Below are 13,279 nucleotides of genomic sequence, written 5' to 3'. Positions count from 1 at the left end.
CGCGCCCGCCGCCCGCTGCCGCCCGCGCCGTCACCGCGGGCGGCAGCGCCGTGCCCGCCGGGTCCCGGTCCCGGATCCGCCGGCCGTATTCCCGGATCCCTGGATTGCGGGAATACGGAGCCCTCCTCCTGTTGTCGGCATGGGGAGGACCACAGACACCGGAGACCAGGAGGACCACGTGGCGGCAGCGGACGTGACGGCACCCGACGCGCAGGACGAGATACGGGGCCGGGCGGGCGGCTCCGCCCCCGTGCCGCTCTCCGTGCTGGACCTGGCCACCGTGGGCGCCGGGTACACCGCGACCGACGCGCTGCGCACCGGGGTGGCGCTGGCCCGGCTCGCCGAAGCGCGCGGCTTCCACCGCTACTGGGTCGCCGAGCACCACTCGATGCCCGGCGTCGCGTCCTCCTCGCCCGCCGTGATCCTGGCGCACCTGGCCGCGCACACGACGGCCATCCGGCTCGGCTCCGGCGGCGTGATGCTGCCCAACCACGCGCCGCTCGTCGTCGCCGAGCAGTTCGGCACGCTGGAGGCGCTCGCTCCCGGCCGCGTCGACCTGGGCCTGGGCCGCGCCCCCGGCACGGACGGCGCGACGGCGGCGGCGCTGCGCCGCACGGACCGGCTGCGCGAGGGCGCCGAGGAGTTTCCGCAGCAACTGGCGGAGCTGATCAGGTTCCTCGACGACGACTTCCCCGACGGGCATCCGTACCGCAGGATCCACGCGGTGCCGGGCCCGGTGCAGGGCACGGCGGCAGGCGGGGTGCAGTCGCCGCACCGGCCGCCGGTGTGGCTGCTGGGCTCGTCGATGTTCAGCGCCCGGCTCGCCGCCGAGCTGGGGCTGCCGTTCGCGTTCGCGCACCACTTCGCCGGGCAGCACACCGGGCCCGCGCTGGAGCTGTACCGCGAGGCGTTCCAGCCGTCGGCCGTGCTCTCCGCCCCGTACGCCCTGATCGGCGTCTCGGTCATGGCCGCGGAGGACGCGCGCGAGGCGCGGCGGCAGGTCATGGCGGGAGCGCTCAACATGCTGCGGCTGCGCACCGGCAGGCCCGGTCTGGTGCCCTCGCCCGAGGAGGCGGAGTCCTACGAGTTCAGCCCGCTGGAGCGGGAGTTCGCCGACTCCCGGATCGGCAACGTGGTGTACGGCACCCCGGACGAGGTGACGACCGGTCTCGACGACCTGCGCAAGCGCACGGGCGCCGACGAGCTGATGCTCACCACGAACGTGCACGGACCCGCGGCGCGGCTGCGCTCGTACGATCTGATCGCCGACGCCTATGACATGCCCGCCGCCGCGGCGGCGGAGAAGTAGCCGGGGCGGCGGAGAAGTAGCCGGGGCGGTGCCCGGAGCCCGGCCCCGTACGGGCTCCGGGCACCGCTCTCAGACGCCTTCGCCGAGCAGCGCGCCGGGGCGCTCCCGGCCGGCGGTGACGTCCACGCGCTCGCCGGTCTCCTCGTCCACGACGCCGACCCGGATGACCGGCGGCCGCGGGCTGTCGAGGCCGGCCTTCGCGTCCATCGCGAAGACCACGGACACCGGGCGGCCGGCGCCCTCGGCACCGTCGGGACCGCTGTCGTGCAGGCCGGTGTAGCGCAGGAAGCGCCAGCCCTCGTCGTCCCAGTGCTCGCGCAGCCCGGAGCGGACGACGTGGGTCACCGTCTGCCACGCCAGCGAGCGTTCCAGCAGTTCGACGGAGCCCTCGACGGGCACCGCCTCGGGGTCGCCGCCCGGTCCCGCCCCGCCGTGCAGCGGATTGCCGAAGAGCCGCAGCCGCAGGCGGCGCAGCGGCAGCCGGACGGCCCGGTCGGGGTCGCCGAAGAGCAGCCAGGCCAGCGCCGTGCCCGCGGCCAGGAGGCCGAGCGCGGCGCCGGGCCGGTCCCGCAGCGCCTCCCACCAGGGCCCGCCGGCCGGCGCCGGCAGACCGTCGGCGGCGAGCCCTCCGGCCAGCACGACCGCCCCGCCGGCCAGGACGAACCCGGCTCTGGCGAAGGCCCGTACGCCGATGGGCGCCTTGTCCCGCGCGGTGCAGCCGCAGGACGAGTCGGGCGCGGTGGCCCTGGCGTAACCGAGGTACGCCGCGAAGCCCGCGCCCGCGAGCGCCGCGAGTGCCCCGGTGACCAGCGGCACCGGCAGCGCCACCAGCGCGAGCGCGACGAGCAGTTCCGCCGCCCCGACCGCGCGCAGCGCGGCCGTGGCGCGCGGCAGCCCGCCGAGCTTGCGCTCCAGCACGGTGCCCGACGCCTGCACGGGGGTGTTGCGTCCGAACAGCTTGGTGCTCCCGCTCCAGCCGAGCACGCCGCCGACCAGCAGTGCGATCATGCTGCCTCCGTCCTCGAAGTGGCCGCGGCGGTCAGTGCCCGACCGTGATCCTGGCGATGTCGACGGCACCGTCCTTCGGCCGCCAGGCGCCGAGCACCAGCGCGTGCTGGCCCATCCGCACGCCCGACAGGTCGTCGGTGAGCGCGGCGCCCGCGTACGAGGCGGTGGAGCGGCCCGGGACGATGCGGCCGATCAGCTCGCCGCCGTGGTAGCCGAGGGCGAGCCGGTCCTTGCCGATGCCGCGGACCGTGACGTCGAGGTTGACGATGTTCACCCAGACCGCGTCGGCGGCGATGGTGCCGTCGGGCATCTCCAGGCCGCGGGCGTAGAGGCCGTCGCCGGTCTCGACGTCGTCGGCGGTGGTGGGGTGGAGTTTCCAGATGCTCGTGGCGTTGGTGAGCTGGATGCGGTGCCGTTCGCCGTAGGAGCCCTTGACGTGCAGCAGGGTGCCGCCGTCGATGCCGGTGATCAGGCCCTCGGCGAACGAGGTGGCGGCGACCGCCGGGTCGAGCGGCGGGGTGGGTGCCGCGAACGCGGCGTCGGGGTCCACCGCGCCGAGCGCCGTGGCGCCGACGACGGTGGCGCCGCCGAGTGCGCTGGCGGACAGGAAGCGCCGCCGGTCGAACGTCGAGCCCGTTGCGTCCTTCATGGCCGCGCCTCCGTTCACTCGTAGATCCAGACGCCGGTCTTGCCGGAGCTGAGGCTGGCGATCTGGGAGTAGGCCGCGGGCGTCAGGTCCAGGATGCGGTTGGTGCGGCAGACGCCGTTGCAGCAGGACGCCTCGCCGCAGAAGCTCTTGGTCCGCGGGCCGCAGTCGGTGATGGTGATGCAGACCGCCGCCTTGGAGCACTCCTGGACGACGCGCATGACGGAGCCGCAGCCGCGCCGCGGGATGCCGCCCTCGCCGCACAGGTCGGGCCGGGTGATGTCCCAGCACGCCGCGGAGGCGTTCGGCCAGGCGCCGTGGTTCGAGGCGGAGCGGCAGTTGCCGCAGGCGCCGCCGCCGGCGGAGCCGCAGGGGCCCCAGGCGGCGCCGCAGCAGAACCAGGTGGCCTCGCCGCGCCAGAGGTAGTTCGTACTGCAAGCCATGTGTTCGAGCTCCCTTCAGATTGGCCCGTACATGACAGTCCGAAGTGCCATGTGGGGGTGGCGTACGGGTGCCGAGAGCCCGCCGGTCGGACACGGGTGGCGGACGGCCCGAGCGTGACGCGCCGCACACGGACCGTCAATCGGGCGCCGCGGCGCCAGTGGACCGGTCCTCTGGTGTAACCGCCGCGCAAGCCGCTCCGCGCGACCCGGTGCTCCCCCGTGCGGCCCCGGGGCGCGCCCCCGCGGTGCGTGCCGCCCCGCGCTCCCCGCGCGCCGCTCCCCCGCGCGGTGGGACGTGACACGATAGGGCAACCGGCGGACCGCGCCGGGCAGTTGCGCCAGGAGCACGCAGGAGTACGGGAGAGGGGAGCCCGGTGACCGGTCTCAACAGGGGTGTCGGCAAGGTGGAGATCGCGCTGAAGTGGGACCCCAGCCCGCTCGGCGCGCCGCCCCACGACCTGGACCTGATCGCGGCGACGTACCGAGCCGACGACCCGCGGGGCGAGCCGGCCTACCTGGTCCACTTCGACAGCCGCTCCCCCGACGGCACGATCACCCTGCAGCGGCAGAGCCAGACCGGCCAGGGCTTCGGCGCCGACGAGGTGATGACGCTGGAGTTCGCGCGGATCGCCCCCGCGTACGGGCGCGTGGTCGTCGGCGTCGCGATCCAGCAGGGCGCCGGCCGGCGGACGTTCGGCGAGGTGGCGAGCACCGGAGTGCAGATCCGCGAGGGCTACGCCGAGCTGGCCGCCGACGACTTCGCCGGGGTGGCGGACGCGACCGCGGCCACCGTCGCGGAGTTCGTCCGCGAGCCCGCCGGCACCTGGCGGTTCCGCCCGGTGGTGCAGGGCTTCGACACCGACCCCGCGTCGTTCTCGGCCCTCATGGGGACCGTGGCGGGCGGTTGAGGCAGGCGTCCGCCCCGGGGGGTGCCACCGCGCCACGCGAGGCCGACGGTGGCACCCCCCGGGGCGGGCGCTAGGGTGCGCTAGGGTCTGCCTTCAATCTCCCGTCTGCGGCTGGGGGTACCGCCCACGCGCGCGCAGCGCGCTGTGGGGGAGCCTGGCACGCACGCTCGCTGCGTTGTCGGGATCGACCGAAGAGGCCCACTATGCGGTCGGCCCTCCGCCTTGCGATCGCACGCACCAGACTCCCCCTACGCCCCGGGGGGCGTGGGCGGTGCCCCCTGCCCCGCCCGCCCTGCGGGCGAACGACGCGAGATGGAAGACAGACCCTAGCGCCGCCAGGTGCTGAGTGAGTCGGACAGCTCCGCCGCGGCGGCCACAACGCGCTCCGTGATGTGCCCGGCGCGCTCGTCGTCGATGCGGAAGTGCGGGCCCGCGACCGTGACCGCGGCGACGACCTTCTCGCCGACCCCGATCGGCGCGGCCACCGCCCACACGCCCTCGTCGACCTCCGCCTCGCTCTTGGACCACCCCTGCGCGGCCACGCCCTGCACCTCGGCCAGCACCGCGTCCCGCTCGGCGGCCGACGGCGCGGGCCGCAGCCGGTCGAAGTACCGCTGCGCCCACGCCTCGCCCATCGCGGCGAGCAGCACCTTGGGCCCTGCGCCGCGGTGCAGGCTCATGATCTGCCCCGGCTCGAACGACAGCCGGATCGTGTGCTCGGGCTGGCTCATCTCCACGCAAGTCGCGAAGTCGCCCACGCGCCGGATCACCAGCGCCGCCTCGCCGGTGTCCTTCGACAGCCGCTCGACGAGCGGGCGGAGCACCTTGGAGACGGGGAACGCCTGCTCCGCGCTGCGGGCCAGCAGGAAGATCCGCGGCGAGAGCACGTACGTGCCGCCGCCGTTGTCCTCCACCATGTCCATCTCGCGCAGCAGCGAGACGAACCGGTACGCGGAGGGCACCGAGATGCCGACGGAGTGCGCGATCTCCTCCACGCTCAACTCCGGCCCCTTCTCCGTGAAGAGGAGAAGGATCTTCAGCACCCTCCTGGCGCTGTCCACGCCGGGGGTCCGCTCCCGCCCTTCAGACACGATGCGCTCGCCTTCTGTACTCGTGGTGTGGCCCCGGGGGTGCGTCAGGCGGAGTAGGTGCCGACGAGCCGGTTCTGCTCGATGACGCGATCGCCGTACGCGCTGAGGAACTCCTCGCGCGACGGTTCGCCCGCGACCGGGGTGTCGAGGGCGTACACCCAGAGATAGTAGTGATGGGTGCCGTGCCCCGGCGGCGGCTGGGGGCCCGCATACGCCTTGTCGCCAAGGGAGTTGGGGCCTTCGCGCACCGTGCCCGCGGGCCCCGGGGCGGTCACCGCGGGCGCGGCCGGGTCGATGCCGTAGACCACCCAGTGGGTGAAGCCGTGCGGCAGCGGTGCGTCGGGGTCGTGGAGGATCAGCGCGAGTTCCGCCGTGCCGGCGGGCACTCCGGTGATCTCGACCTCGGGGGCGGCGTTGCCGTGGTCGGCGGCGTGCCGGTCCGGGATCCGCTCGCCGGGGGCGACGCCGCGGACGGCGACGGCGAGGTCCTTGATGTTCAGGGGCATGGGTCTGGATTCCTCTCGGTGGCGGGACGCGGGCGGGGTCGGCCCGTCGTCCGGTCGAGCATGCGGACGATCTCGTCCGCGACGGTCCGCGGGTCCTCCTCGGGCACGTAGTGGTCGAGCCCGGGGAGTTCGACGGCGCGGAAGTCGGGGCGCAGCGCGCGGGTGGCGGCGAAGGCGCGCGGGGAGACGATCGCGCTGTGCTCGCCGCGCAGCAGGGTGACGGGTACGCCGACGGCCCGGGTCTCGGCGGCGAAGTCGCGGCGCAGCCCGTCGACGGTGCGGACCATGGCCGCGGGGTCGGCGAGCGGGCGCAGCGCCCCGCCCCGGGCGGCCGGGGCGTAGCCGTAGCGGCGCCGGCGGCGTACGGCATCGGCGGGCAGCAGGGGGTAGCGCTCGTGCAGGTACGTCTCGACGTCCGTGCCGGAGGCGAAAGTGCGGTCGCCGCCGCGTACCCGGGTCTCCAGGGCGTCGAGCACGGCGGGTTCGACGTACGGGGTGTAGTCGACGGCGACGACGCCGGCGACCGCGTCGGGGTGCGTGGCGGCGAGCACGACGGCGTTGCGGGCCCCGAGGGAGTGCCCGGCGACGACCACCGGGCCGATCCCCAGCGCCCGGACCAGCGCGAGCACGTCGGCGGTGTACGCGGCGGCACCGTACCCGGCGGCGGGCTTGCCGCTGCGGCCGTGGCCGCGCTGGTCGACGGCCACGGTCCGTACCGCCCCGCCCAGCAGGTCGACCACCGGGTCCCAGACGCCCAGGCTGGCGGTCGTGCCGTGGAGCAGCACGACCGCCGGCCCGGCGCCCGCGTCGCGCACGCACAACTCGACCTCTCCGGCGGCCACGAACGCCAGGCCCGGCGGCGCGTCAGGGGGCGCGGCGGGGGCGGCGTGCGGCTCCGGCCCGGCCGGCTGCGGTGCGCGGTTCACGGTCGGCTCCCGTCCGCTCAGACCGGCTTGATCGCGGAGAGCGTCTTGCGGACGCTCACCAGGCCGTCGACGATGTCGGCGCGCTTGGCGGCGACTTCGTCCTCGCCGTACTCGTACAGTCCGCCGCCCGTCTTCATGCCGAGCTTGCCCTCGGCGGTCAGCTCGGTGACCAGGGAGGAGACGCCGGTCTCGGTGGACAGGTCGCGGTTCAGGTAGGAGCCCACGGCCTGGTAGATGTCCAGGCCCGCCATGTCGACCAGCCGCATCGGGCCGATGACGGCGAGCTTGTAGCCGACGCCCCACTTCACGACGGTGTCCAGGTCGCGCTGGGAGACCACGCCCTCCTCGACGAGGGCCATGCACTCGCGCAGCACGGCGTAGAGCACCCGGTTCTCGACGAATCCCGGCACCTCCTTCTCGACCACGGCCTCGTAGCCGAACGCCTCGACGATGCCGACGAGGCGGTCCTCGACGGCATCGTCGGTGCGTGCGCCCCTGACGATCTCGATCATCGGGATGAGGTGCGGCGGGTTGGACCAGTGCATGCCGATCAGGCGCTCGGGGTGGGCCATGTCCACCGCCATGTCGGAGATCGGGATGCCGGAGGTGTTGGTCGCGATGATCGTGTCGTCCCGCACCGCGGCCTCGACCTGGGCGAGCACCGTCTTCTTCAGCTCCAGTTGCTCCGGCACCGCCTCGATGACGAGGCCGGCGCCCGCCAGCGCCTTGGCCTGGTCGCGTTGAAAGGTGACGGAGCCGCCGGGGGTGACCGGCACGTCGAGGCGGTCGAGGTGCGCGACCACGCCGGCGCAGGTCACCTCCGCCCGCGCCAGGGCCTCCTCGCTCACGTCGTAGAGCCGTACGTCGGATCCGTAACGGGCGAGCAGCGCGGCGATGCCGGGACCCATGCTCCCCGAGCCGAGGACGGCGCTGGTGGTGGGAATGCTCACGATGGTTCCTTTCGTGCTGTGCCGCGGCGGCTGCTGCGGCCGCGCGGGCGGGCTCAGCGGGCGGCTTCGAGCCGGTCGAGCTTGCGGTTGAAGTACATCCAGTAGTTCTCGCGGGCGCGTTCGGGATAGATGCGGAGGTTCTTCTCGACGCTCTCGGCCGCGTCCGGCGGGTCGTACGGCAGGCCGGAGCCGGCCAGGGCGAGCTGGAAGGCGGCGGCCTTCTCCAGGAAGATCCCGGCGAGCGTCGCGTCGCGGACGTTGCGGCCCGTGAAGGAGGCGCCGTGGTTGGCCTGGAGTACGGCGTCGGCCTCGCCGAGTACGCGGGCGAGGTCCCGGCCCAGCTCCTGGGTGGTGATGATGTGGCTGGTGGCGTCGAAGCGCGGGACGCCGTGCTCGGCGAACCACACGCCGTGGTTGTTCACCGGCTCGATCCGCCCCCGGCCGGCGCCGAGGACGGTGGCCTGGAACGGATGCGAGTGGCCGACGACGTTGACGTCGGGCCGGGCGAGCATGATCTCGGCGTGCAGCGGCCATTCGAGATGGCGCAGCCCCTGGCCTTCGAGGACGGTGCCGTCGAAGTCGATGAGGATGTAGTCGCCGGCCCGGACCTCCTCCATGCCGAGGTTGCCGCGCTTGAGCCACAGCCCGCGGCCGTGCGGGTCGCGGTAGGACAGGTGGCCCATGGACATGTCGCCGTGGCCCTCCATCTCCAGGATCCGGTGGGCCCTGGCGAGGTTGTCGAGCACGTTGGCGACGGAGTCGTCCTGGGAGTACAGCGCATCGCTGGTCTGCATCGGGTTGCTCCTTCTCACCGGGCCTGGCCGGCCGCGGTCTGCGCACGCGCCTCGGCCGCGGTCAGGCCGCCGACGCGCTCGTGGACCCGGCCGCCGCTGGCGACGGCCACGCAGACGAACAGCTCGTCGGGGCGCGGCACATCGGGTACGGAGACGGTGACGGCGTCGTAGTGGGAACGGACGTACACCTCGTCCTTGTACGCCAGCGGGATGTCCAGGGAGGCGCCGGCGGCGGCGGTCTTGGTCGCCGAGGAGATCCACGCCTCGCCGCCGCCGATCGCCTCGCGCAGCGCGTTGCCGAAGACGGTGGTGACGCAGGCGACGACGTGCTCCTGCTCGCCGGCCAGGCCGGCGAGACCGCCCTTGCCGTAGCTCTCCACCGGGGCGCCGAGGAGGGCCGCGGCCCGCCGGCCGAGCGCCGTCCCCAGCGCGGCGCTCGGCGCGGTGAGCGGGGACAGGTCGTCGGCGTACCGGCCGGCGAACGGGTTCCTGACCACGACGCCGCAGACGGCCTTGCGCAGCGGCACGGCGGCGACGGGGCCGTTCTCGTGCAGCGTCTCCTCGACCAGGCCGACCCAGCGCCGTACCTGGTAGTCCTTGGTCACCTGGTCCTCGGGGGTCATCAGGTCATCTCCTCTCAGGGGCTGACGGACAGCGCGTGGCGGTTGGGGTTGGTCGGGTCGTAGAGGGCGGTCTCGAGGTTCTCCAGCGTGAACTGGTTGCCCTCGGACATCGCGCGGGTGGCGGCGAAGTCGGCGGAGCGGCGCTGGCAGCGGTCGGTGAACGGCCGCTCCAGTTCCTCCCACCGGGCCAGGGCCGCCTCGACTTCGCCGTCGGCGGCCTCGGTGGCGGCGACCGCGAGGGTGTAGGCGTTGGCCATCGCGCAGCCGGCGCCCTGCGCGAGGGCGGGGGGCATGGCGTGCGCGGCGTCGCCGACGAGGGCGACGGCGCCGCGGCGCCACTCGGCGACGGCGGTGGTCTCGTAGCCGTAGTACCGGGGGTCGGCAGCGGTGGCCGCGGCCCGGAGGACGGGGGTCAGCTCGGGGTAGGCCGACGTCCACAGGTCCAGGTCGATGGGGGTGCGGCTGCCCTGTTCGTCGGCGCGGGGCGCGCCGAGGGCGAGGTACAGCTCGCGGTCGTTGCAGGGCACGTAGAGCACCCGCAGGTAACGGGGTTCGAGGTTCCAGAAGTCGATGACGTTGTCCCACTCGCCGGGGCCGAGTTCGGCCTTGTGGCGCGGCACGAGGAACCGGGTGATCCCGTCGCGGGACTTCCAGCGCTCCTGCTCGAAGCCTATGGAGTCGCGGACCTTCGACTTCACCCCGTCGGCGCCGACGACGAGGTCGGCGTAGAGCGTCTCGCCGGAGGCGAGGGTGAGCCGGCCGCGCGGGTCCGCGGCGACCACCTCGGAGCCGGTGCGGATCTCCACGCCGGCCGCGAGCGCGGCGTCCAGCAGGCACTTGTGCAGGTAGGGCCGGGTCATGGTGCGCCAGGGCAGGCCGCCGAAGTCCTCGTGGGAGACGCTGGCGTGCTGGAAGCGGGTCTCGTAGTGCGGGGGTGTCATCGAGTCGGCCATCACCGCCTCGTATGCGCCGATGGCCTTCAGCACCTTGAGGCTGTTGTGCCACAGGACGATGCCCGCCCCCTGCTCGCGCAGCTCCGCCCCCTTCTCGTGCACCCGCACCGACCACCCGCACCGGGCGAGCGCCGCGGCGGCGGTCAGCCCCGCGAACCCGGCGCCGGACACCTCCGCGTGGCGCTTCCGCCTGTCAACCGTGGTTTCCATAGCTCCGCTCTCACTCGTCGTGCCGGCCGCCCGGGGGCGGCCGGCCGCGCCTTCAGTTGCCGGCGTCGTTCCCGGCACCGGATCCGGCGCCGGTCTTCGCGGCCTTCTCGACGAACTTCTCCTGGTGGACGTCCGCGACGCTGGGCGGGCTGCCCTTGAGCACGTCCTGGTCGGCGAGGGCGTCGATGGTCGCCTGCCACGCCTGCTTGTCCATGGCGCCCAGGCCGTGCTTCTCGGTGACGGCGCTGGTGAAGGTGTGGTCGATGTCCGCCTGGATCTGCCGCTCGAACAGGTCGGCCTTGTCGCGGGTCTCCGGGGAGGACTCGGCGAGGATCTGGGCGGTCTTGTCCGGGTTCTCCATCACGTAGCCGAACGCCTTGATGTAGGCGTTGGTGAAGCGCTGCACCAGGCCGGGGTCGTTCTTGACCATGTCGTCGCTGGTGAAGAGGCCGGAGCCGTACGCCTCATAGCCGTAGTCGGAGCCGAGCAGGACGTCGAGGGAGCCCTCGCCGCCGGCGGCGTCCTCCAGTTGCGGCACCTCGGCGTCGATGTAGCAGGGGACGGTGTCGACCTTGCCCTGGATCAGGTAGTTCTCGTACGGCGGGGTGACGCTGACCTCCTTGAGGTCCCCGCGGTCGAGGCCGTTGTCCCCGAGCAGCGCCTGATAGAAGAGGAAGGTGGAGCCGGCGGCGTGGATGCCGACCGTCATGCCCTTCAGGTCGTCGATCGACGTCAGCTTGTTCTCGTCCTTCACCGTGCACATCGCCAGCGGCGAGGTCTGGTTGACCGCCGCCAGGGTGGTGACGGGCACCTCCTGGGAGCGCGCGGTGACGAGCGACGGCAGGTCGGCGAAGCCGAAGTCGGCGCCTCCGGTGCCGACGATGCGCAGCGCGTCGGGCGAGCCGGTGCCGGTCTTGATGGTGTCGACGTCGATGCCCTCGTCCTTGAAGTAGCCGAGCTTGTCGGCGACGTAGAACATGCCGTGGTTGCCGCGGAGTTGGTAGTCGAGCTGGATGGTGACCTTGTCAAGTCCGCCGTCGGCGGAGTCGCCTCCCGAGTCGCCGCCGCAGGCGGCGAGAAGAAGTGCCGCTGTCGTCGCGCCCGCGATACCGGCGACGGTTTTCCTACTCTTCCTGATTTTCTTTCCGGAGGGGAACATGATGGGCTCCTAGTGCAGGAGAGAATGCCAAGCCGGATTCAACGGGTGGTGTCGGCCGTGATGTGCGGGAATCGCTTGCGGAGCAGGAACTCGAGCAGCGACATCCCGTAATAGAGGATCAGGCCGAGCAGGGACACGAGGGTCAGGGCCGCAAACATGAGCGGGGTGTCCAGTTGCGTCGAGGCGAACTGGATGAGGTAGCCGAGGCCGTTCTGGGCGCCGGAGAACTCCGCCACCACCGCGCCGATGACCGCGAGGGTGATCGCGATACGCATGCCGGCGAAGAGGTACGGCAGCGAGGTGGGGATCTGGATCCGGGTGAGGATCTGGTTGCGCGACGAGCCCACGGACCGCATGAGCAGGAGCAGGTCCTGGTCGATGGCCTTGAGCCCGACGATCGTGTTCAGGGTGATCGGGAAGAACGTGATCACCACGATGAGCAGCAGCTTCGGCGCGAGGCCGTAGCCGAACCAGAGGATGAAGATCGGCGCCAGGGCGACCTTGGGGACGACCTGGAAGAGCACGATCAACGGGTAGAGGGCGCGCTCCAGCCAGCCGAAGCGGACGATCAGCACGGCGAGCAGCACGCCGATGGCGAAGCTGAGCAGGAAGCCGTACAGGATCTCCTGGGTGGTGACCCAGGCGGCGTCGCCCAGCATGTCGCGCGAGCGCCACATCTCGGCGAGGAACTCGCTCGGCTTGGCCAGCTCGAAGCTGGAGATGCCGAAGACCTCGACGGCCAGCTCCCAGAGCAGGAAGGCGGCGACGAACACGGCGAGGCTGGGCCACACGCGCCGGATCCAGGCACGCACCGCGCCGCCGCCGGATCCGCCGCCGGGGCGGCGCCCGGCCGGCTTCTTCACGTCGTCCTGTGCGAGCACCATGTCAGACCGTCGCTTTCGGTTCCAGGTGGCCGCGGAGCCGCCCCGTGTACTCGGTGAACACGGGGTCGTCGAGCACCTCGCGGGTGCGGGGCCGGGGCAGGGCGACGTCGAGCGTCTCCAGGAAGCGCCCCCGGTCCAGGCCCATCACGTGCACGGTGTCGGAGAGGAAGACCGCCTCGGAGATGGAGTGGGTGACGAAGACGACGGTCTTGCCGGTCGTCGCCCAGATCTCGGCGAGCTTCAGGTTCATCTCGTCCCTGGTGATGGCGTCCAGGGCGCCGAACGGCTCGTCCATCAGCAGGATGGCCGGGTCCATGGCCAGCGCGCGGGCGATGGACACGCGCTGCGCCATGCCGCCGGACAGTTCGTGCGGCAGCTTGTCCTCCGCCGCGGCGAGGCCGACCAGTTCCAGCGCCCGGCGCGCCGCGGGGGCGGCCTCGGCGGCGCGCTCGTCGGCGGCGAGCTGCCGCAGCATGCTCGCGTTCTGCAGCGCGGACTTCCAGGGCAGCAGCGCGGGCCGCTGCGGTACGAGCCCGATCACGCGGTCCTTGACCGCGTCCGCGGCCGGCTGCCCGCCGATCCTCACGGTGCCCTCCGTGGGTTCGAGAATGCCGCCCAGAATTTTCAGCAGCGTGCTCTTGCCGCATCCTGAGGGGCCGAGCAGCGTGACAAAGCTGCCGGGGGTGATGTCGAGGTCCAGGTTCTCCAGAACCGTCTGTTCCTGCTCGCGCCGAGCAAAACTCATCGCGATACCCTGCGCTGAAATCCCCATGGATTCCATGGAAAGCTCCTCTCCGCGCATCAGAGCGACACCGGAGTTGGCCGATCGGGTTATCACTGTCTAAGAATGTGTTATCAAACACGCTAGG

The 13,279-nt window shown here is 72.8% G+C and carries 15 protein-coding genes; 2 read left to right on the top strand and 13 right to left on the bottom strand.

All coding sequences use genetic code 11. The features are described 5' to 3' along the window. Positions 1-139 precede the first annotated feature (139 nt). The gene (locus FB457_RS18730) at positions 140-1,309 is read left to right on the top strand and encodes an LLM class flavin-dependent oxidoreductase (protein WP_486589069.1); all 1,170 of its coding nucleotides are present in this window, start codon (positions 140-142) and stop codon (positions 1,307-1,309) included. A gap of 69 nt (positions 1,310-1,378) precedes the next feature. Here FB457_RS18730 and FB457_RS18725 read toward each other — a convergent pair whose 3' ends face one another. Genes FB457_RS18725 through FB457_RS18715 form a run of 3 tightly spaced genes read right to left on the bottom strand, consistent with a single transcriptional unit; the run spans position 1,379 to position 3,406 of the window. Beyond that, positions 1,379-2,317: a MauE/DoxX family redox-associated membrane protein gene (locus FB457_RS18725; protein ID WP_047019186.1), complete on the bottom strand. Its 939-nt coding sequence runs from the start codon at positions 2,315-2,317 to the stop codon at positions 1,379-1,381. 31 nt (positions 2,318-2,348) lie between these two features. Then, the gene (locus FB457_RS18720; protein ID WP_047019185.1) at positions 2,349-2,966 is read right to left on the bottom strand and encodes a hypothetical protein; all 618 of its coding nucleotides are present in this window, start codon (positions 2,964-2,966) and stop codon (positions 2,349-2,351) included. Between the two features lie 14 nt (positions 2,967-2,980). Further along, positions 2,981-3,406, bottom strand: coding sequence for an RlpA-like double-psi beta-barrel domain-containing protein (locus FB457_RS18715; protein ID WP_047019184.1), 426 nt, complete (start codon positions 3,404-3,406; stop codon positions 2,981-2,983). 374 nt (positions 3,407-3,780) lie between these two features. Here FB457_RS18715 and FB457_RS18710 point away from each other — a divergent pair, with 374 nt between their 5' ends. After that, positions 3,781-4,314 carry a TerD family protein gene (locus FB457_RS18710; protein ID WP_047019183.1) on the top strand — a complete coding sequence of 178 codons (534 nt, stop codon included), beginning with the start codon at positions 3,781-3,783 and terminating at the stop codon, positions 4,312-4,314. Positions 4,315-4,640: 326 nt separating this feature from the next. Here the strand turns inward: FB457_RS18710 and FB457_RS18700 are convergent, their stop codons facing one another. From FB457_RS18700 to FB457_RS18655, 10 genes are read right to left on the bottom strand one after another with little or no spacing between them, the layout of a single operon-like run. After that, positions 4,641-5,405 (bottom strand): IclR family transcriptional regulator, encoded by a 765-nt coding sequence (locus FB457_RS18700; protein ID WP_253911522.1) that lies wholly within the window; start codon positions 5,403-5,405, stop codon positions 4,641-4,643. Between the two features lie 44 nt (positions 5,406-5,449). Next, on the bottom strand, positions 5,450-5,911 hold the full coding sequence (locus FB457_RS18695; protein WP_047019182.1) for a YbhB/YbcL family Raf kinase inhibitor-like protein: 462 nt from the start codon (positions 5,909-5,911) through the stop codon (positions 5,450-5,452). Beyond that, positions 5,902-6,837, bottom strand: a complete 936-nt coding sequence (locus FB457_RS18690; protein ID WP_145782470.1) for an alpha/beta fold hydrolase — start codon at positions 6,835-6,837, stop codon at positions 5,902-5,904. The genes FB457_RS18695 and FB457_RS18690 overlap by 10 nt, the downstream gene beginning before the upstream one ends. A gap of 17 nt (positions 6,838-6,854) precedes the next feature. Beyond that, on the bottom strand, positions 6,855-7,787 hold the full coding sequence (locus FB457_RS18685) for a 3-hydroxyacyl-CoA dehydrogenase NAD-binding domain-containing protein (protein ID WP_145782469.1): 933 nt from the start codon (positions 7,785-7,787) through the stop codon (positions 6,855-6,857). 53 nt (positions 7,788-7,840) lie between these two features. After that, positions 7,841-8,581, bottom strand: coding sequence for a class II aldolase/adducin family protein (locus tag FB457_RS18680; RefSeq protein ID WP_047019179.1), 741 nt, complete (start codon positions 8,579-8,581; stop codon positions 7,841-7,843). A 14-nt stretch (positions 8,582-8,595) separates the two neighbouring features. Further along, a complete protein-coding gene (locus FB457_RS18675; RefSeq protein ID WP_047019178.1) occupies positions 8,596-9,204 on the bottom strand; it encodes an amino acid synthesis family protein in 609 nt (202 codons plus the stop codon). Between the two features lie 14 nt (positions 9,205-9,218). Beyond that, entirely contained in the window at positions 9,219-10,367 is a 1,149-nt protein-coding gene (locus FB457_RS18670) for an FAD-dependent oxidoreductase (RefSeq protein ID WP_253911521.1), read from the bottom strand. A 52-nt stretch (positions 10,368-10,419) separates the two neighbouring features. Further along, positions 10,420-11,526 carry an ABC transporter substrate-binding protein gene (locus FB457_RS18665; protein ID WP_047019177.1) on the bottom strand — a complete coding sequence of 369 codons (1,107 nt, stop codon included), beginning with the start codon at positions 11,524-11,526 and terminating at the stop codon, positions 10,420-10,422. 38 nt (positions 11,527-11,564) lie between these two features. Continuing rightward, entirely contained in the window at positions 11,565-12,410 is an 846-nt protein-coding gene (locus FB457_RS18660; protein WP_145782467.1) for an ABC transporter permease, read from the bottom strand. Between the two features lies 1 nt (position 12,411). Next, entirely contained in the window at positions 12,412-13,155 is a 744-nt protein-coding gene (locus FB457_RS18655) for an ABC transporter ATP-binding protein (protein ID WP_047019175.1), read from the bottom strand. Between the last annotated feature and the right edge of the window lie 124 nt (positions 13,156-13,279).

It is taken from the genome of Streptomyces sp. CNZ287 (genome assembly GCF_007827615.1).
The sequence above is the reverse complement of the archived record's forward strand: the minus strand, read 5'-3'. Positions and strand labels throughout refer to the sequence as shown.

Excerpts from the sequence above, each read along its gene's own strand:
- FB457_RS18730 (WP_486589069.1), top strand. The coding sequence starts at position 140 with ATGGGGAGGACCACAGACACCGGAGACCAGGAGGACCACGTGGCGGCA.
- FB457_RS18725 (WP_047019186.1), bottom strand. The coding sequence starts at position 2,317 with ATGATCGCACTGCTGGTCGGCGGCGTGCTCGGCTGGAGCGGGAGCACC.
- FB457_RS18720 (WP_047019185.1), bottom strand. The coding sequence starts at position 2,966 with ATGAAGGACGCAACGGGCTCGACGTTCGACCGGCGGCGCTTCCTGTCC.
- FB457_RS18715 (WP_047019184.1), bottom strand. The coding sequence starts at position 3,406 with ATGGCTTGCAGTACGAACTACCTCTGGCGCGGCGAGGCCACCTGGTTC.
- FB457_RS18695 (WP_047019182.1), bottom strand. The coding sequence starts at position 5,911 with ATGCCCCTGAACATCAAGGACCTCGCCGTCGCCGTCCGCGGCGTCGCC.
- FB457_RS18680 (WP_047019179.1), bottom strand. The coding sequence starts at position 8,581 with ATGCAGACCAGCGATGCGCTGTACTCCCAGGACGACTCCGTCGCCAAC.
- FB457_RS18675 (WP_047019178.1), bottom strand. The coding sequence starts at position 9,204 with ATGACCCCCGAGGACCAGGTGACCAAGGACTACCAGGTACGGCGCTGG.
- FB457_RS18670 (WP_253911521.1), bottom strand. The coding sequence starts at position 10,367 with ATGGAAACCACGGTTGACAGGCGGAAGCGCCACGCGGAGGTGTCCGGC.
- FB457_RS18665 (WP_047019177.1), bottom strand. The coding sequence starts at position 11,526 with ATGTTCCCCTCCGGAAAGAAAATCAGGAAGAGTAGGAAAACCGTCGCC.
- FB457_RS18660 (WP_145782467.1), bottom strand. The coding sequence starts at position 12,410 with ATGGTGCTCGCACAGGACGACGTGAAGAAGCCGGCCGGGCGCCGCCCC.
- FB457_RS18655 (WP_047019175.1), bottom strand. The coding sequence starts at position 13,155 with ATGAGTTTTGCTCGGCGCGAGCAGGAACAGACGGTTCTGGAGAACCTG.